Raw genomic sequence first — 18,537 nt, forward strand, 5'->3', positions numbered from 1 at the left:
GACGAAATCCGGGCGAATTCGTCGACGGCGTTCGGCCGGTCCGGTGGGGCCGCGTGGCGATCCTTGACCGAAGGCGGTTGTTCGCGCAGCGTGACATCATGCCGTCACCACGCTCCGGACGGGCCCGCCGTCCCGACCTGCGCGCGCTGCGAGCCGCCTTGCCCGAGCCCGTGCGGGCCGTCGTCACCGCCTACGAACGGCACCTCGGGCTCGAACGCGGCCTGTCCGCGCACACCGTCCGGGCGTACGTCGGCGATGCGGTGGCGCTGCTGGGGTTCGTCGTGGACGGTGGCAGCGAAGTCGAGGAGCTGGACCTCGCGCGACTGCGCGCGTGGCTCGCCGCCCAGCAGTCCGGCGGGGCGAGCCGGACGACGCTCGCCCGGCGGGCCGCCTCGGCGCGGACGTTCACCGCCTGGGCGCACCGCACCGGTGTTTTGGCCACGGACCCGGGCGGCCGGCTCGCGGCGCCGCGAGCGCACCGCACCCTGCCCGGGGTGCTGCGGGCCGGGCAGGCGGGGGAAGTCATGCAGGCGTCGGCCGCCGGCGCGGCGCAGCGGGATCCCGTCGCCCTGCGTGATCGCGCGATCGTCGAACTGCTCTACGCCACCGGCATCCGCGTGTCCGAGTTGTGCGGGCTGGACGTCGGTGGGGCCGATTTCTCCCGTCGTGTCGTGACGGTAATGGGGAAGGGCGGCAAGGAACGGGTCGTCCCGTTCGGCGTTCCGGCGGCGGAGGCGCTCACCGACTGGATCGACGAGGGGCGGCCGAAGGTCATCGCCGAAAGCGGTGGTGAGAGCGTCGAGCCCGCGCTTTTCCTGGGTGTCCGGGGCAAACGCGTCGACCCGCGCGCGGTGCGGCGCGTCGTGCACGACGCCGTCACGGCGGTGCCCGGAGCGCTCGACATGGGGCCCCACGGCCTGCGGCATTCCGCCGCGACGCATCTGCTCGAAGGGGGTGCCGATCTCAGGAGCGTTCAGGAACTGCTTGGTCACGCTACGCTTGCCACAACGCAGCTCTACACTCATGTGACCGTCGACCGGTTGAAAGCGATCCATGACCGAGCGCACCCCAGGGCCTGAGGCGGCCGGGGGAGGCTCACCGGGGTCGTCACCAGCAGGACTGGCGGCGCACGCGCATCCGCACGAGCACGGAGATGACACTGAGCCGCATGCCGAGAACGACTGTGCAATGACCGCAGGCCCGCACGTGACCGAAGCCGCCGGAGTGACCACTCACGGTGAGGCTGCCGCGCCCGCGGAAACCCGGGCCGGCTACGACGTCGATGCCGGGATCGCGGCTCTGTGGCAGCAGTTCGCCGACAGCCCGGACCAGGCGTCGCGCGATCGGCTCGTGCTGCACTACGCCCCGCTGGTCAAGTACGTCGCCGGCCGGGTCGGCACCGGGCTGCCCACCCACATCGACGTGGGCGACCTCGTGCAGTCGGGCATCTTCGGGCTCGTCGACGCGATCGAGAAGTTCGATCCGGAGCGCGGCCTGCGTTTCGAGACCTACGCGATGCAGCGCATCCGCGGTGCGATCCTCGATGACCTCCGTTCGCAGGACTGGGTGCCGCGTGCGGTGCGCAGCAAGGCCAAGGAGGCTGAGCGCGCGATGGAGCGCCTCGGCGCCCGCCTGCACCGCACCCCGACCGACGCGGAGCTCGCCACCGAACTCGGCATCGGTCTCGACGACCTGCGCGACTTCTACGGCCAGCTGCAGCTGACCAGCGTCGTCGCGCTGGAGGACCTGGTGGCCGCGGGCAAGGACAGTGGCTCGCTGGTCGACACGCTGCCCGACGACGACGCCGTCGACCCGGTCGCGGTGCTCGTCGACCAGGACAACCGCCGCCAGCTCGCCCAGGCGATCGCGCAGCTGACCGAGCGGGACAAGATCGTGGTCAGCCTCTACTACTTCGAAAGCCTGACCCTCGCCGAGATCGGCAAGGTCCTCGGGGTCACGGAGTCGCGGGTGAGCCAGCTGCACACGCGGGCGGTCATGCGGCTGCGCGCCAAGCTGGTCGAGCAGACCGGCGTCTGATCACCGACCACCTCCCCACGGCTTGAGCCGGAATTCGCCCACCTCGCCGGTCAGCGCGAGGGGATCGACGTACTCCTCGCCCCGCCGCACACCCCAGTGCAGGCACGCGGCCACCGTGCAGCCGGGATGCCCGGCGAGGACGGTGCCGAGCACTTGGCCTCGGTAGACCTGTTCGCCCACGGCCACTTTCGGTACGACGGGTTCGTAGGTGGTCCGCAGCCCACCGTCGTGGTCGACGGAGAGCACGGGCCGCCCGCCCACGGCACCCGCGAAGACGACGACACCCGCATCGGCGGCCAGCACGTCCTGCCCGGGCACGGCGGCCAGGTCCACTCCGCGATGACCGGGTCCGAACGGCGTATCGGGGGCATCGAAATACTTGGTGATCACCGGAACGGGTGACAGTGGCCAGGAGAGTCGCGATTGCCGCGCGGTCAGAGGACCGTCGGCGCCAGGTCCGGCCGCGATGGACCGCGGCGCTGCCGGGGCGATCATGAAGGCGATCGCCCACGGTGCGGCCAGCCCCAGCGTGGACTCGAGAAAATCTGTCGGCGCCTGCGCGGCCTCGGCGGAACCGGTCCGCATTTCCCCGGCCGGGGAGGCTGCGCGCTGATCCGACCACGGGTGTGCGGTCGATGCGAGCCCACTTGCCCGCGACCTGGGAGGTGTCGCTACCCCCAGCGCTGGCGAGCCCAGCGCCGCTGAGCCCGGCGCCGGCGGGGCCAGGCCGTGCGTCCAAGGCTCTGCTCGCGGAGGCTGGGATTCACCTGTTCGAGCCACACCTGTCCCCAGGGACGTCGTCGGAGGCATCTCGCCTCCCCAAGCCACCGCTCCCGGTGCTCGAACGCTTATGTCTCCACCTGCTACCACCCCTCCGAAAAGCGCCATGACCAGCGCAATCGTGCCCAATAGCCACCCCGGCACCCACCGCCGGACCCGCATGATCGACTCCATGACTCCAGGGTGGGGGAGGCCGGTGCGTCATGGGGGGCCGATGCCGAATCTGTGGATAACCGGACCCGATGTGGACAACTGCGTCACCCAGTGGCCGCCGGTGGGGGAGGGGGTGGTGGGAGGGGGTAGAATCTTCTGCGCAGTCCGTTTCAGCGGGCTGACTTCGCGTGCACGTGCGCGTTCCCCGGTCTGGAAGCAGCCGGGCGGGCGCACGGGGTCCGGCGGTCCCTGGGAGATCTTCACCCCCGGGGTCCGGGCACCGGCACGGGCACCAGGGCGAACGGCCACCCGGCCGCGAGCGACAAACCGAGCAGCGCGTCAGCGGAAGCGAAGCGCGCACTACACAGAAGAGGTGTGATTCCGGCAATGGCCGTCGTCACCATGAAGCAGCTGCTCGACAGCGGCGTGCACTTCGGGCACCAGACCCGCCGGTGGAACCCGAAGATGAAGCGCTACATCTTCACCGAGCGCAATGGCATCTACATCATCGACCTGCAGCAGACGCTGACCTACATCGACCGTGCGTACGAATTCATCAAGGAAACCGTCGCGCACGGCGGCACCATCATGTTCGTCGGCACCAAGAAGCAGGCTCAGGAAGCCATCGCCAACGAGGCCGCGCGCGTGGGCATGCCCTACGTCAACCAGCGCTGGCTCGGCGGCATGCTGACCAACTTCCAGACCGTGCACAAGCGTCTCCTCCGCCTCAAGGAGCTCGAGGCTCGTGAGCAGACCGGCGGCTTCGAAGGTCTCACCAAGCGCGAGATCCTGACGCTGACCCGCGAGAAGGACAAGCTCGAGAAGACCCTCGGCGGCATCCGCGACATGGCGAAGGTGCCGAGCGCGGTGTGGATCGTCGACACGAAGAAGGAGCACATCGCCGTCGGCGAGGCTCGGAAGCTGAACATCCCGGTCGTCGCGATCCTGGACACCAACTGCGACCCGGACGAGGTCGACTACCCGATCCCGGGCAACGACGACGCCATCCGGTCGGCCGCGCTGCTGACCAAGGTCGTCGCCGAGGCCGCGGCCGCCGGTCTGATGGCCCGCTCCAGCCGCAACGGTGCTTCGGCCGACACGAAGCCGGAGCCGGGCGTCGCCGCCGACGAGCCGCTGGCCGAGTGGGAGAAGGAGCTGCTCGCCGGCTCCGAGACCGCCGCCGCCGACGCGACCGAAGCCGCCGCTGCCGTCGAGGCGGCCCCGGCCGAGGCCGCCACCGAGCAGGCGACCGCCTCCTCCTGACGCTCCACCGCCCGTGCGGCCGTGCCCCTGGGGGCCCGGCCGCACGGGTGTAGCAACCCACAGATTTCCTGCAAAGGACGGATTTACCAGAATGGCGAACTACACCGCCGCTGACGTGAAGCGCCTGCGCGAGATGACCGGCGCCGGCATGATGGACTGCAAGAAGGCCCTCGAGGAGAACGGCGGCGACTTCGACAAGGCCGTCGAGTTCCTCCGCATCAAGGGTGCCAAGGACGTCGGCAAGCGCGCCGAGCGCGCCACCGCCGAGGGCCTGGTCACCGGCGACGGCGGCGTCCTCATCGAGCTCGACTCCGAGACCGACTTCGTCGCGAAGAACGCCGACTTCCAGGCGCTCGCCGCGAAGATCGTCGAGGTCGCGAAGACCGTCAAGACCTCCGACGTCGAGGCGCTCAAGGCTGCCGAGCTCGACGGCAAGACCGTCAACGAGGTCGTCCAGGAGCTCTCGGCCCGCATCGGCGAGAAGCTCGAGCTGCGCCGCGTCGTGGCCTTCGAGGGCCAGACCGCGACCTACCTGCACCGCCGTGGCTCCGATCTGCCGCCGGCCGTCGGCGTGCTCGTCGAGTTCACCGGTGACGACACCGACGCCGCCCGTGGTGCCGCCATGCAGGTCGCCGCGCTGCGCGCGAAGTACCTGACCCGCGACGAGGTGCCGGCCGAGATCGTCGAGAACGAGCGCCGCATCGCCGAGCAGACCGCCCGCGAAGAAGGCAAGCCGGAGCAGGCCATGCCGAAGATCATCGAGGGCAAGGTCAACGCTTACTACAAGGACAACGTCCTGCTTGAGCAGCCGTCGGTCAAGGACAACAAGAAGACCGTCAAGGCCCTGCTCGACGCGGCCGGCGTGACGCTGACCAAGTTCGCGCGCTTCGAGGTCGGCCAGGCCTGACGTCAGGCCAGGGCGTAGGTTCTACCCCCACAGTGCCCCGTCTCCGTCCATCGGGGACGGGGCACTGTCGGGTCCAGAGGAATTCACAGCGGTCGAGGGGCGTAGGAGGCGACATAGATGGGTGACCGGGTCGAAGGTGGCTACCGCCGGGTGCTGCTGAAACTGGGCGGCGAGATGTTCGGCGGTGGTTCGATCGGCGTCGATCCGGACGTCGTCCACTCGGTCGCGCAGCAGATCGCCGACGTCGCCCGCACCGGCGTCCAGGTCGCGGTCGTGATCGGCGGCGGCAACTACTTCCGGGGCGCGGAGCTGTCGCAGCGCGGCATGGACCGCGACCGCGCCGACTACATGGCGATGCTGGGCACCGTGATGAACTGCCTCGCGCTGCAGGACTTCCTGGAGAAGGAGGGCCTGCCCACCCGCGTGCAGACCGCCATCACGATGGGCCAGGTCGCCGAGCCCTACATCCCGCGCCGCGCCGAGCGGCACCTGGAGAAGGGCCGCGTCGTGATCTTCGGCGCCGGGGTCGGCATGCCGTACTTCTCCACCGACACCGCGGCCGCGCAGCGGGCGCTCGAGCTGGGCTGCGAAGCCGTGCTGATGGCGAAGGCCGTCGACGGCGTCTACACCGCGGACCCGAAGGCCGACCCCACCGCCGAGATGTTCCGCGAGATCACCCACCGCGAGGTGCTGGAGCGGGATCTCAAGGTGGCCGACGCGACGGCGTTCAGCCTCTGCATGGACAACAACATGCCGATCATCGTGTTCAACCTGCTCACCGAGGGGAACATCGCCCGCGCGGTGAGTGGTGAAAGAATCGGCACGTTGGTCAGCACCCCCACTGCCGGGGTGCCGGCCTAGACCTGCTGGGATCAGCAAGCGCCACCCATCACAACAACGGGAGTAGCCGTGATCGACGAGACCCTCCTCGATGCCGAGGAGAAGATGGAAAAAGCGGTGTCCGTCGCCAAGGATGATCTGACGTCGGTGCGCACCGGCCGGGCCACCCCGTCGATGTTCTCGCGCATCGTCGTCGAGTACTACGGCGCGCCGACCCCGCTGAACCAGCTGGCCAGCGTGAACGTGCCGGAGGCGCGGATGGCGCTGATCAAGCCGTACGACCAGACCCAGCTCGTCGCGATCGAAAAGGCCATCCGCGAGTCCGACCTCGGGGTCAACCCGAGCAACGACGGTAACGTGATCCGGATCGTCATCCCGCAGCTCACCGAGGAGCGGCGCAAGGAGATGGTCAAGGTGGCCAAGAGCAAGGGCGAGGACGCGCGGGTGACCATCCGCAGCATCCGCCGCAAGGCCAAGGAAGAGCTCGACCGCATCGGCAAGGACGGCGAAGCGGGCGAAGACGAGGTCGTGCGCGCGGAGAAGGAGCTGCAGAACCTCACCGACACGTACTCGCACAAGGTCGACGAGCTGGTCAAGCACAAGGAAGCCGAGCTGCTCGAGGTCTGATGGCAAAGGTGAGCGAGGAACGCGAGGACCGGGTGGACGCCACCGGAGCACACCCGGCGGCCGCGCCCGGGACGCCGGAGCCGGGTGACGCCGGCACCCCGGCCACGCCGGAGTTCCCGGGAACCGCCGGGGCGCCGGCCTCTGCGGGCGAGGCTTCGGCGACCTCGGAAAACGGCCGCGCAGCGGGGACGCCGGTCGTGCCGGAGGCTTCGGGCGCCGGCGAAGCGGCCCGGTTGTCGGCCGCCGGAACCGCCGCCGCGGAAACGCCGGCGGGCTCGCGGGCCGATGCTGCGGGCGACGCTTCGACGACCGCCGGAGCAGGAGCCGCTGCCGGTGGCGTGGCGGCGGAAACGCCATCGGCGAACGGCGTGGCGGCCGGGGCAACCGCGGCCGCCGAACCGGCGCCGGAGGCCAAGAAGGCCTCCAAGGCCGGCCGGAACCTGCCCGCGGCCATCGGGGTGGCGCTGCTGCTCGGCGCCGCGATCATCGTTTCCCTGCTCACCGTTCGCTACCTGTTCATCGGGATCATCGCGGTCGCGATCGCGGTCGGCACCTTCGAATTCGCCGGGGTGCTGCGCCGGGTCGCCGACATCCGGGTCGCGATGATCCCGGTGCTCGTCGGCGGGCAGGCGATGATCTGGCTCGCCTGGCCGTTCGGCCGGGAGGGCGCGCTCACCGCGTTCGTCCTCACCGTGCTCGCCTGCCTGCTGTGGCGGCTGCCCGGCGGCGCGAAGGGCTACCTGCGCGACATCAGCGCGTCCACCTTCGCCGCCGCCTACCTGCCGCTCTTCGGTGCCTTCGCGGCGATGCTCGTACCGCCGTCGGACGGCGTCGGGCGGGTCCTCACCTTCCTGATCGGCGTCGTCGCGTCGGACACCGGTGGCTACATCGCCGGCGTGCTCGGCGGTAAGCACCCGATGGCGCCCACCATCAGCCCGAAGAAGACCTGGGAAGGCTTCGCGGGTTCGGTGATCGGCGGCGTCGTGGCCGGAGCGCTGACGCTCAGCCTGCTGCTCGACGGCCACGTCTGGCAGGGCGTGATCTTCGGCGTCGCCATCGTGCTGACCGCGACCCTCGGCGACCTCGTCGAGTCGCTGATCAAGCGCGACCTCGGCGTCAAGGACATGGGCACGCTGCTGCCCGGGCACGGCGGGATCATGGACCGCCTCGACTCGCTGCTGCCCTCGGCCGTCGTGTCCTGGCTGCTGCTTTCGGCGTTCGTGCCGGTCTAGTCGTCGTAGGGGTCGTCGACCTCCGCGCGGCCCCAGCCTTCGGCGACGCGGGAGTGGTCGATCACCGCGAACACCGCGCCCTCGGGGTCGGCGAGGATCGACATCCGGCCGAACGGGGTGTCGTAGGGCTGGATCACCACCGTGCCGCCGTGCATGAGCGCCTCGCCCGCGACCGCGTCGACGCCGCGGGCCGGGTCGATGTCGAAGTACACGAGCCAGTGCGGCGGGGTGTCGAGGCTGTACTCCGAACCCATCACGTACCGGTACAGCACCGGCTCGTGCTCGATGAGCCATTCGACGTAGTCGAGCATCTCGCCGTCGCCGATCTGATGGCTGCCGTAGGTGAACAGCTTGGTGTAGAAGTGATCCGCCGCGACGCCGTCGTGGGTGTTGAGGTCCGCGCCGCTGAAGGTGTTCGGGATCCCGGTGACGAACTCCCAGTTCGGCGGCACCTCCCAGAACACCACCGGCGCGCCGCACGCGTCCATGGCGTGCATGATCATGCCGCGGTCCGGGATCGCCACCGGCCCGAGCGTGATCCGCCCGCCGAGGTGCTCCACCCACTCGGCCGCGCTCGCGGTGTGCGGCACGGAGATGTGCGGCATCCACCCCAGCGGCGCGCCCTGGGCGGCACGGTAGAGCCCGCCCACGGGAAGCGTGTTGAGCGCCGCGATGGAGTAGCGGCCGTCGGAGGTCGCCGGGTCTCGTTGAGTGGTGTACTCCCAGCCGAAGAGGGCACCGTAGAATCTTTCCGCCACGGCCTGCTCGCGACAGGCCAGCTCGATCCAGCACGGAATTCCGGCCGGGACCGGGGACGGGGTACTGGACGGGCCGATTGCCATGGGTGCTCCTCCCGATACCCACCGGATTCTAGGCGTGATCCGTGAGTTTTCCGCCAAGAATTCGCCTCCGTCAGAACACGGCCCGGCGACGAGGACCCGGAAGGAGCAGCGGGGGTGCGGTGGTCGTCCCGGCGCGCGGAGGTCGTGCCCAGCCCCAACATCTGGTACTACCAGGCCGATTACGAGCTGGAGAACCGCGCGCAGGACAGCGGCGGGGAGATCTGGCGGGTGCTGCGGGAGGAGCACGACTGGACCGGCCGGGACGTGCTGGACGTCGGCTGCGGTGACGGGTTTCACTTGCCGCGCTTCGCCCGTGACGCGCGATCGGTGCTCGGAGTGGAGCCTCACGAGCCGTTGGTGCGAAGCGCGCTGAAGCGCGTCGAGGGACTGTCGAACGTGGACGTCCGGCTGGGCCGGGCCCAGCGGCTGCCGGTCCGCAGCGCGAGCGTCGACGTCGTGCACGCGCGCACGGCGTACTTCTTCGGGCCCGGGTGCGAGCCCGGGCTGGCGGAGGCCGAGCGGGTGCTGCGGCCGGGCGGCGCGCTCCTGATCGTCGACCTGGACGTGACCAGTGAGCCCTACGGGCGCTGGATGCGCGCCGACCTACCGCAGTACGACCCGGGCGCCGTGGAACGGTTCTTCGCCCGGGCCGGGTTCGGCTGCCGCCGCGTCGCGACCGAATGGCGATTCGCGACGGCCGCGGACCTCGAAGCCGTGCTGAAGATCGAGTTCAGCCGGCCGGTCGCCGAACAGGCGATCGCGGAGTCCTTGCAGCGTAACGGGAATCGCGCGCAGGACCTGACGCTGCCGGTGGGCTACCGCGTCCACACGCGGGTCAAGCCCACCGGCCTCGTCCTGCCTGGTCACTCCGCCGTCTCCGGCGAGGAGGACTCGTCTTCGTCCTCACCGAGGATGCCGTAGAGGGAACGCCGGGCGTCGTTGAGGACCTCGGCCGCGCGGGCCTGCTGGCTCTCGGTGCCCGCGCGCATGATCTGCACGACGGCGGCGGCCAGGTTCTTGCCCGCCTTGGCCAGCCCGACCTCGGTCGGGTCGACGTCCTGCGCGATGTGCTCCCACGGCGGGGTGCTGTCCTGCTCTTCCGCGGCGGTGCGGCCGGCGTCGGTCAGCTCGAACAGCTTCTTGCCGTGCTCGTCCTTGCTGATCACCAGGCCTTCGTCGGCCAGCAGCTGCAGCGTCGGGTAGACCGAGCCGGGGCTCGGCCGCCAGAAGCCGCCGGAGCGCTCGCCGATCTCGCGGATGATCTCGTAGCCGTGCCGGGGCTGCTCGGCGAGCAGCGCCAGGATCGCGGCGCGGACGTCACCGCGGCGGCTGCGCCGTCCGCCGTGACCCCGCCGGCCCGGTCCGTGGCCGCGACCGCGTCCACCGGGGCCGAAGCCCGGGGGGAACTCGCCGAAACCACCGAAGGGCCCGAAAGGTGCGCGCCCACGTTCGTGAGCGAAGGGGTGTTGATGCCTACGCATGTCTTGTGTTCCTTTCTCGAACTGTTGCGACACGTTCACGATATATCGGAAACGGTCGGCTGGCAACCCACTCGTGGTGAGCCCGCTCACGTCTGCGCCCGGGTGGAAAGATCGGCGGCGTGCCGGAAACCATCGACGAGATCGACGCGCGCCTGCTCCAGGCGCTGGGGGAGGACCCGCGGTCGACCGCGGTCGCGCTGGCCGAGCGGCTGGGCCTGTCCCGCAACACGGTGCAGGCCCGGGTCGCGCGGCTCGAGCAGCGCGGCGTCCTCCGGTCGTTCGAACGCCGCATCGACCCGGCCCGCCTGGGCCACCCGCTGCGGGCGTTCGTCAACGCGCAGGTCGACCAGCGGCGCCTCGCCGAGATCGGCACGGCCCTCGCCGCGATCCCCGAGGTGACCGAGGTGTGCGGGCTGACCGGGGCGAGCGACCTCATGGTGCAGGTGGTCGCCGTCGACGCCGACGACCTCTACCGGATCGCCGGGCACATCCTCGCCTCGCCGGGGGTGGAGCGGACGAACATCTCGCTCGTCATGCGTGAGCTCGTCCCGTACCGCCTGGCGCCCCTGCTGGAGCGCGTGCATTCTGCGCAGCCGGAGACCTGAGCTCTCGGCGTCCGGTGTGCATTCTGCGCGCTCTCGGCGGCATCGGTTGTGCGATGCGTCCACCAGTGCTGTCCTGGTGGGCGCTTCCTGCGCGAAAGGTGTCGACGATGACTCAGGCCCCCGTGACCGCCCCGGCGCTCACCGCGATCGAGCAGCGGGTGCTGTGGCTCGCCACCGCGATCGTGCACCAGGCCAACCGCGTCCGGCCCAACCCGTCCGGGCTGAAGGTCGGCGGGCACCAGGCGTCGTGCGCCTCACTGGTCTCGATCATGACGTCGCTGTGGTTCCGGCACCTGCGACCCGAGGACCGCGTCTCGGTGAAGCCGCACGCGTCGCCGGTGCTCCACGCGATCAACTACCTCCTCGGCGAGCTGGACGAGGCCTACCTGCCGACGCTGCGCGAGTTCGGCGGCCTGCAGAGCTACCCGAGCCGCGCCAAGGACCCCGACCCGGTGGACTACTCGACCGGCTCGGTCGGCATCGGCGCGACCGCCCCGATCTGGGGCGCGCTGGCCCGCCGCTACCTGACGGCCCGGGGCTCGTCGGCGGGCACCGGCCGCCAGTACTCGCTGGTCGGCGACGCCGAGCTGGACGAAGGCGCCATCTGGGAGGCCATCCTCGACCCGGGCGTCGCCGAACTCGGCGAGATCGTCTGGATCGTCGACCTCAACCGCCAGTCCCTCGACCGGGTCGTCCCGAACATCGCGGCCGGGCGGCTGCAGGGCATGTTCGACGCCGCCGGCTGGCAGGTGCTGACGCTGAAGTACGGCCGCCTGCTGGAGGAGCTGTTCACCCGGCCCGGCGGCGCCGAGCTGCGCGCCCGCATCGACGCGATGCCGAACCCCGAGTACCAGCGGCTGCTGCGCTGCGACGCCGCGCAGGTCCGCGACCGGCTGCCCGCGGGCGACGCTGCCCTCTCCGAGCTGGTCGCCTCGCTCGACGACGAAACGCTGCTGGCCGCGATCCGCAACCTCGGCGGCCACGACCTCGGCTCGCTCGACGAGGTCTTCGCGTCCATCGCGGACGATCGGCCGACGGTGATCTTCTGCTACACGGTCAAGGGACGCGGTCTTCCCACGCAAGGGCATCCGCAGAACCACTCGTCGCTGCTGACCGTGGCGCAGATGGAAGAGCTGGCTTCGGCATCGGGCACGGACCTCGCTTCGCCGTGGGAGCGCTTCGCCGACGGGTCGGCCGAAGCCGCGTTGTGCGCTGAAGTCGCTTCGCGCCTTCGCCGTCCGGACGTTCCTTCGGCGCCTTCGCTGGAACTGCCGGTCGACATCGGGCGGACGCCTTCTGGGACCGCTACGACGCAGGCGGCGCTGGGTCGCGTGTTGCTCGACCTGACGCGCGAAGCGCCCGAAGCGGCGAAGCGCGTGGTGACGGTCAGCCCGGACGTCAGCTCGACGACCAACCTCGGCGGCTGGGTCAACAAGGTCGGCGTCTGGTCGGCCACCGAGCGCCGCGACTGGTTCGAGGACGACCCCGAGACGATCATGCACTGGCGCGAGAAGCCGACCGGCCAGCACGTCGAACTGGGGATCGCCGAGACGAACCTGGTCGGCTTGCTGGGTGAGCTCGGCGCGACCTGGAGCCGGTGGGGCGAGCCGCTGCTGCCGATCGGTGTCATGTACGACCCGTTCGTCGAGCGCGCGCTTGAGCCGTGGTCGTTCGGCATCTACGCGGGCGGGCAGTCGATCCTGATCGGGACGCCGTCGGGGGTCACGCTCGCGCCGGAAGGCGGCGCGCACCAGTCGATCACCACGCCGTCGATCGGGATCGAGCAGCCCGGCTGCGTCAGCTACGAACCGGCGTTCGCGATCGACACCGAATGGACCCTGCTGGCCGCGCTCGGCCGGCTCGGCAAGCCGGGCGGGACGTCGTCGTACTTCCGGCTCTCGACGCGGCCGGTCGACCAGACGCTCGCCGCGGTGCCGGCCGATCCGGCCGCCCGCGAACGCCGTCGCCGCCAGGTCGTGGCCGGCGCGTACCTGCTGCGGCGGGTGGCTGCACCGGCCGTCACGCTGGCGGCGATGGGCGCGCTGGTGCCGGACACCCTGGCGGCGGCCGAGCGGCTGGCCCAGGTCGGCGTCGAGGCCGACGTCGTGTGCGTCACGAGCCCGGGCCTGCTGTTCGAGGCGCTCCAAGCCCGGTCCGGCCGCGGGAGTGCCGAGTCGTGGATCCTGGACCAGGTCTTCCCGGCTTCGCGGGCGAAGCCGCTGGTCACCGTGCTCGACGGCCACCCGCACACGCTGGTGTTCCTCGCCGGGATCAACCGGGTGCCGTCGGTCGCCCTCGGCGTCACGGGCTTCGGGCAGTCGGGGTCGCTCGAGGACGTCTACCGCTACCACGGTATCGACACGGACGCGATCATCCGGGCCGCGCTCGACGCCGTCAGCTGAAGGTGGCGCCGGCGAGCAGGGCGTCCATCTTGGCGTCCCAGCCGGGGAAGGACCCGTACTGGACGATCAGGATCCGGCTCGTCGGCAGCCACCACATCCGCACCTGGTTGTTCTGCGCCGAGTTCTCGCAGGTGACCTTCCAGCGGCCGTATTCGGCGTTCTTGGGGCCGACCGGCGCGAAGCCGGAGTCCATGAGCGTGCTGCCGGTGGCCCCGGTGGCCTTGCCGGGCGGCGACGCGGGCGTGATGCAGGTTGGCAGGTCCGTGCCGGTGTACCAGCCGAAAGGCCGCTTCGTGCTCGGAAGGTTGATCGGCGCGTCGGCGTCCGGCTTGCGCAGGTTCACGATCCGCGCTTCGCAGGCCACGGCGCCTTCGGCGACGCAGCCGTCCAGCAGGCCGTCCGCGCTGTGCTCGGTGTAGGTCGCGCCGGCCGGCAGGGTCAGGTGCAAGGACCCCACGGTGGCGCGCGGCCCGCTCGGCGTGCTCGGCGCCGGCGGGTGCTCGCCCGGGGTGCTGCAGGCGGCGGCGCTCAGGATGACCGCGGCCACCAGGACAAGGTGCCGGAAGGACACGCGCTCACCTCTTTCGTCGGGCGCCGGTTTTCACGCCGTCGATCATCCCTCCGGGTGACACGGCCCCGCCGACCGGGGGCGGCCCGTGACCTGGGGTACACCGGGTTAGGGTGGCCCGGGCGGCGCCGGCGGGCGCATGGGACACTGATCCGGTTATGACTGCCCTTCCCCTCGTCTTCGACGCGCCCAAGCGCGGCCTGCCGCCGCGCCACCTCGCCGACCTCTCGGTGTCCGAGCGCGCGGCCGCCGTCGCCGAACTGGGGGAGAAACCGTTCCGCGCGAAGCAGCTGTCGAACCACTACTTCTCCCGCCTGACGGTGGACCCGGAGGAGATGACGGACATCCCGGCGGCCTCGCGCTCCCGGCTCGTCGAGTCGTTGATGCCGACGCTGTTGACGGAGGTCCGCGCGCTGGAGGCCGACAGGGGAGCGACGCGCAAGACGCTGTGGCGAGCCCACGACGGCACGCTCCTGGAGAGCGTCCTGATGCGCTACCCGGACCGGGCGACGCTGTGCATCTCGAGCCAGGCGGGCTGCGGCATGGCGTGCCCGTTCTGCGCGACCGGCCAGGGCGGGCTCGACCGGAACCTGTCGACGGCGGAGATCGTCGACCAGGTCCGTTCAGCGGCGGCGGTCATGCGCGACGGGGCGATGCCCGGTGGGCCCGGCCGGCTGTCGAACATCGTCTTCATGGGGATGGGCGACCCAATCCCTACCGTTTGACAACGCGCTGACCTGCGCGGAAGCTGGTTACATGGTCAACGTGATCTTTGCCGAGCGCATCAGCCGCGATCGAGGCAACACTGAGTCGATCGAAGCCCAGGACGCAAAGTTGGAAGCTCGCCGAGCGGATGAGGCGAAGGTTCGTGAGGTCACCGTCGTCGGTAAAGCTGTCGATCGCTCGGTCTCCGGTGACGTTGACTTCTTCGACCGTCCGGACTTGCGGAAGTGGCTGACGGACGAGGTACGCGAACAGTGGGACGAGATCTGGGTTACGAACCAGGACCGCCTGTCGCGAAACGACATGCACTTCCTAGCCTTCGTCTTCAAGATTCTCGAGTGGAGCAAGTCAATCGTCATCCTCGACGACCCGACCTTGGACTTGCGGACACCCGAAGGTCGCTTGATCGCTCACGCGAAGGCGCTCGGGCCGGCAAAAGAACTCGCGCGGATCAAGGATCGCGTCAAGGACAGCCATGAGCGTCGTAGGTATACCGAGGCGTGGCCTGGTGGCGTGCCGACCTTTGGCTACACCACGGTGCCCAAACTCCTCCCCGCCGGCGATGAGGGCAAGTTGGTCAGCCGGAAGGTTCGTGTTCTAGACGAGTACGAGACCACCGTGCTGCACGAGATGCGTCGATGGATGGTCGACGAAGAGAATCCGCACACCATCAAGCAGGTGTGTGTTCGGCTGGACAAGCGGGGCGAGTTGACCAACCGCGATCGCTGGCGGAAGTTCGTTCTCGGTCAGGAACCGCGAGGAGAGAAGTGGTCTCCCTCCAGCGTGAAGCAGGTTCTTACCTCGCTGTCCCTTCTCGGGTGCAAGCTGCACGGCTTGAAGCCGTTGTACGCGCCCGACGGCAGCCTGCTCGTCACCGCGGAGCCGGTGTTCACAAAGGAAGAGTGGGACACACTGCAAGCCGCCATCAAGAAACGTGAGCGAGAGCCATATCGGGTCTTCGGTACCTCGCCACTGCTCGGGGTGCCGTTCTGTGCCAAGTGCGGTGCCTCGGCAACGCACGTTGTCATGACAAGGGTGAGCGGTAAGGGCGATGCCAAGGCGGAGAAGGTCTACCGGTACTACCGGTGTACGAATCAGCGCCAGGAAAAGCCGTGTCCGGGTGTGAGCATGCGAGCCGATGACGTAGAGCAGCTTGTCGAGCAGACCTTTCTCGAGCAGGTCGGATCGGTCGAGGTTGTCAAGCGTAGCTGGGTGGTCGGGGAAGATCACACCGAAGAACTGGCGAGTGTCCGTGCGGCGATCAGCCGGCTCGAGAACGAGCGAGACACGTCGGCCTCGTGGGATGATGAGGATGAAGATTCTTACCGGGAACGCAAAGCGAAGCTGGTTGAGCGACGAAACGTTCTGAAGCAGAAGCCGCAGCGCGAGTCCGGGTATGTGTACGAAGGAAGCGGTGTCACGTATGCGCAGGCATGGGTTGACGCTGACCAGAGTAAAAAACGGCGTCTGCTGGTTGAAGCCTGAGTTCGGTTTGAGATCACAAGCATGACCGAGTGGGAGATTAAGATCCCTGACGACATCAAGGGCCGCCTCGTCGCTGCTGGATGACCTCGGTCTCATGACCGTGGTGTCGAACGACCGTCATTGAGCGGTGGCGTCTGCGTCACCGCGCGCAACCTATTCGTTCGATCCCGATCGTCTCCGAGAGATCGAGCATGACGGCAAATCCCTTCTTCCAGCCGTCTGTCGAGATCGAAGAACGGCGTAGCTTGTTCAGGTCTGCGAGGGTGCCGATCTCGACTCCGCGGACCGTCTGTTTTCTGGTGCTCAGTCGGGTGAACCGAGCTTCCGCCTGTCGGTTGGTTTGTCCGGTGACCACGGAGGTGCCGATTTCCTTTGCTACGGTTAGCGCCTGGTTACCCGGTATCCACGCGTAGGGTGAGTTGATCTCGATGTTGTCGGCGACGCAGAGGTCGTCTGACAGCTTGGTGATTGTCGGGGTCGGCGGGTGGTCGGCGAAGTGGTAGTTGAGGGCGCCTAGTCTGCTGCCTAGAGACATGGTGGCGCGGCGGCCGTTGATCAGGAGCGGTCCTTGGTAGCACTCGCCGAGCGGCTCGAGGAAGTCTTGGCGGGCAAGGTTGTATTCGTCAGGCGATAAGTGGGCAGAGCAGCCAAGTGCTGCAAGCGTGTCCCGTGCGAACATCGGCCCTGTCTGGATGACGAGTTCCGGTCGCTGATGTGCGATGGCAGCAAGAGTCAATTCGATGAGTCGCTTCGAATGAAAGGGGATATGCAACGAAGGGATCAACGCGATCGAGTTCGCTTTTTGAATTTCTGGACTCCAGCATGCGTCTGAAAGATCCAGGCGTGGGCTGGGAGTTGTCGATGGCATGGTCCCTCCCGTTGCGGTTGCTAGCCGGGAGGGCGGTGTGCGGTCGGTGATATCCGCAGCTCGAATTGCGCCAAGATGGGAGGCCCCAGACGCCGCTAGGTGACCGGTGCCCCTCGGCGCGGTCGGGATTCGTCGATCCTGTTGCCATTTCTTGGAGGCGTGAAGGCTGCGGGCGAGTAATCGACCGGCAGGCTGCACGACGCGACACGTCGATGAGGGCGAAAGTGAAGGTTTCGCTTGGCGCCAAGCCTCTAAGAGTTCTTGGACATGCAGCCTCCACGTGTTGACGTGGGAGGGCGTCAGTCGGGATCGCTCAAGGTCGTCCTCACACCAGGATGCACGGCAAAGCCACTGTCGGCAACAAGGCGCACGAGGACAGGCGCCGGCGTCGACGAAGGCGTGCGTCGCGAAGCTGACACTAGCGATCGGCTGAGTCCTGAACTGCCTGCACTTGCGTTCGCTGTGGACGATTCGATGCCGTGACGCCCGCTTTAGGAGAGTGGGTGACGGTGCTGTCCAGGGCCTCTACCAGCCACTATAGCCTCACGGTTGTCTTTCGTGACCCCACAAGTCACACGGTTGAGCACGGTTTCGGGTCACGAAATGGGTCACGCGACGAGGCCTCAAGTGTGTCGTACAGCACAGGTTGGAAGGGCGTGTCGGTGCCAGTACATGATCAGTTCCGGGCGCCAGAGCCCGTTGTGGACCTTAGTGGCGTCAGACGTACGACCGGTAGGTCATCCCCCGACCTATCGCGTCGGCCATGCCTAGCCACGGTCCGCCGCCCTGGGGGACGCCCCTGACGAGAGGCGGTCCGCTCGTCCGGGGCATCGGTGCCCCGCGCGTGCTCTTCCGCGTTCGACAAGCGCTAGCACGAGCACTTGAGTCACTTCCGACGTCGATAGCGACGCAACCGCTTTGGCGGTCTACCGCTGGTGGGGCGTACGAGCCACCCGACTCCGTGACTGTCAATCACCATGTACTGCGTAACTAAGATTGCTGTACCCGGTACCCCCATGCCGACTACTGCTCCGGGGGCGGGGCGACTTCTCAGGATGTCGTGAGTCTTCATGTCGTACGCGCGAAGAGTGGCGCCAGGTGGAACCGTGGTCCCGTCAGCTTGGCCCTCAATGACAACAGGGTCAGTTTTGTATGTGCCTAACAATGCGCCTTCGTCGTGATCTGCCCAGTAAGCTGAGATTTGGTAGGAAATGTTGGACACGTGAACGGCTAGAGGTCCTGAGTTCTTGACCTGGATGTTGGCGATGACATAGTAGCCGCGGAAGAGGGGGTCATCTTCTTCGTCGTGGGAAGAAAAGCCCGCGCCCCATGCGCTAACTTGGTCGACTTGTTGCCGCCTTCTGATACTCCTGTCGCGCAAGAAGGCGCCGGCTGCTACGGAGAACGATGCCGCGGAGAACCACGATGGGACGTTTCCCCAATCCCAGCCTAGCCAGGTCATCTTTCGCCTTCCTTTCGCCTCCGCGGGGAGCGTACTTGACGGACGACCAAACGGCCCCGCCCAGGAAGTGAGCGGGGCCGCCGGGTTCAGTCGCCGATCTGGGTGTGCCAGGCGTCGTGACATGCGGCCCGGTCGGCGCCGACGGCGGCTCCATACCCGCCGACTCGGCCGCCGCGGCGATGCGGCCTGCATCACCGCGGTGAGCCGCGCGGCGTAACCGCGCAAGGTGAACGTCACTGAGATCAGCAGCTCAGGCTGCACC

At 68.7% G+C, this 18,537-nt stretch carries 16 protein-coding genes and 1 pseudogene; 12 read left to right on the forward strand and 5 right to left on the reverse strand.

What is annotated here, in order from left to right; translation table 11 throughout:
• The first annotated feature begins 98 nt into the window (after positions 1-98).
• Both C2L58_RS44885 and C2L58_RS44890 read left to right on the forward strand, forming a co-directional pair.
• Positions 99-1,079 (forward strand): tyrosine recombinase XerC, encoded by a 981-nt coding sequence (locus C2L58_RS44885; RefSeq protein WP_103343759.1) that lies wholly within the window; start codon positions 99-101, stop codon positions 1,077-1,079.
• 109 nt (positions 1,080-1,188) lie between these two features.
• Positions 1,189-2,037 (forward strand): FliA/WhiG family RNA polymerase sigma factor, encoded by an 849-nt coding sequence (locus C2L58_RS44890; RefSeq protein ID WP_103343723.1) that lies wholly within the window; start codon positions 1,189-1,191, stop codon positions 2,035-2,037.
• Here C2L58_RS44890 and C2L58_RS44895 read toward each other — a convergent pair whose 3' ends face one another.
• Complete coding sequence (locus C2L58_RS44895) at positions 2,038-2,532, reverse strand: M23 family metallopeptidase (protein ID WP_369904379.1); 495 nt, start codon at positions 2,530-2,532, stop codon at positions 2,038-2,040. It lies immediately after the preceding gene.
• 825 nt (positions 2,533-3,357) lie between these two features.
• On the opposite strand from C2L58_RS44895, the gene rpsB reads away from it, so the two are divergent.
• The 5 genes from rpsB (at position 3,358) to C2L58_RS44920 (ending at position 7,839) form a co-directional block, all read left to right on the forward strand.
• Positions 3,358-4,233 (forward strand): 30S ribosomal protein S2, encoded by an 876-nt coding sequence (gene rpsB, locus C2L58_RS44900; RefSeq protein WP_086852124.1) that lies wholly within the window; start codon positions 3,358-3,360, stop codon positions 4,231-4,233.
• A gap of 91 nt (positions 4,234-4,324) precedes the next feature.
• On the forward strand, positions 4,325-5,140 hold the full coding sequence (tsf, locus tag C2L58_RS44905; protein WP_103343724.1) for a translation elongation factor Ts: 816 nt from the start codon (positions 4,325-4,327) through the stop codon (positions 5,138-5,140).
• A gap of 117 nt (positions 5,141-5,257) precedes the next feature.
• The gene (gene pyrH, locus C2L58_RS44910; RefSeq protein ID WP_013223864.1) at positions 5,258-6,001 is read left to right on the forward strand and encodes a UMP kinase; all 744 of its coding nucleotides are present in this window, start codon (positions 5,258-5,260) and stop codon (positions 5,999-6,001) included.
• A gap of 48 nt (positions 6,002-6,049) precedes the next feature.
• Positions 6,050-6,607: a ribosome recycling factor gene (gene frr / locus C2L58_RS44915; protein ID WP_020644474.1), complete on the forward strand. Its 558-nt coding sequence runs from the start codon at positions 6,050-6,052 to the stop codon at positions 6,605-6,607.
• 368 nt (positions 6,608-6,975) lie between these two features.
• Positions 6,976-7,839 carry a phosphatidate cytidylyltransferase gene (locus C2L58_RS44920; protein WP_233226286.1) on the forward strand — a complete coding sequence of 288 codons (864 nt, stop codon included), beginning with the start codon at positions 6,976-6,978 and terminating at the stop codon, positions 7,837-7,839.
• Here the strand turns inward: C2L58_RS44920 and C2L58_RS44925 are convergent.
• Positions 7,836-8,681, reverse strand: coding sequence for a VOC family protein (locus C2L58_RS44925; RefSeq protein WP_103343726.1), 846 nt, complete (start codon positions 8,679-8,681; stop codon positions 7,836-7,838). The genes C2L58_RS44920 and C2L58_RS44925 overlap by 4 nt on opposite strands.
• A 114-nt stretch (positions 8,682-8,795) precedes the next feature.
• Between C2L58_RS44925 and C2L58_RS44930 the strand changes: the two genes are divergently transcribed.
• The gene (locus C2L58_RS44930; RefSeq protein ID WP_103343727.1) at positions 8,796-9,602 is read left to right on the forward strand and encodes a class I SAM-dependent methyltransferase; all 807 of its coding nucleotides are present in this window, start codon (positions 8,796-8,798) and stop codon (positions 9,600-9,602) included.
• Here C2L58_RS44930 and C2L58_RS44935 read toward each other — a convergent pair.
• Positions 9,545-10,162, reverse strand: a complete 618-nt coding sequence (locus tag C2L58_RS44935) for a PadR family transcriptional regulator (RefSeq protein ID WP_103343728.1) — start codon at positions 10,160-10,162, stop codon at positions 9,545-9,547. The two genes, C2L58_RS44930 and C2L58_RS44935, sit on opposite strands and share 58 nt — an antisense overlap.
• Positions 10,163-10,281: 119 nt before the next feature.
• On the opposite strand from C2L58_RS44935, the gene C2L58_RS44940 reads away from it, so the two are divergent.
• Entirely contained in the window at positions 10,282-10,767 is a 486-nt protein-coding gene (locus tag C2L58_RS44940) for an Lrp/AsnC family transcriptional regulator (RefSeq protein WP_103343729.1), read from the forward strand.
• A 107-nt stretch (positions 10,768-10,874) separates the two neighbouring features.
• Positions 10,875-13,169, forward strand: a complete 2,295-nt coding sequence (locus tag C2L58_RS44945; protein ID WP_233226280.1) for a transketolase-like TK C-terminal-containing protein — start codon at positions 10,875-10,877, stop codon at positions 13,167-13,169.
• On the opposite strand, the gene C2L58_RS44950 is transcribed toward C2L58_RS44945, so the two are convergent.
• Positions 13,162-13,740: a hypothetical protein gene (locus C2L58_RS44950; RefSeq protein WP_103343731.1), complete on the reverse strand. Its 579-nt coding sequence runs from the start codon at positions 13,738-13,740 to the stop codon at positions 13,162-13,164. The two genes, C2L58_RS44945 and C2L58_RS44950, sit on opposite strands and share 8 nt — an antisense overlap.
• Before the next feature lie 155 nt (positions 13,741-13,895).
• Here C2L58_RS44950 and C2L58_RS44955 point away from each other — a divergent pair.
• Positions 13,896-14,450, forward strand: a pseudogene (locus C2L58_RS44955) (23S rRNA (adenine(2503)-C(2))-methyltransferase RlmN); the annotation flags it as partial.
• 43 nt (positions 14,451-14,493) lie between these two features.
• Positions 14,494-15,945, forward strand: coding sequence for a recombinase family protein (locus C2L58_RS44960; RefSeq protein ID WP_103343732.1), 1,452 nt, complete (start codon positions 14,494-14,496; stop codon positions 15,943-15,945).
• 139 nt (positions 15,946-16,084) lie between these two features.
• Here the strand turns inward: C2L58_RS44960 and C2L58_RS44965 are convergent, their stop codons facing one another.
• On the reverse strand, positions 16,085-16,813 hold the full coding sequence (locus C2L58_RS44965; RefSeq protein ID WP_146073799.1) for a hypothetical protein: 729 nt from the start codon (positions 16,811-16,813) through the stop codon (positions 16,085-16,087).
• Positions 16,814-18,537 lie beyond the last annotated feature (1,724 nt).

This window comes from Amycolatopsis sp. CA-126428, assembly GCF_002904335.1.
In the GTDB taxonomy this organism is placed as follows: domain Bacteria; phylum Actinomycetota; class Actinomycetes; order Mycobacteriales; family Pseudonocardiaceae; genus Amycolatopsis.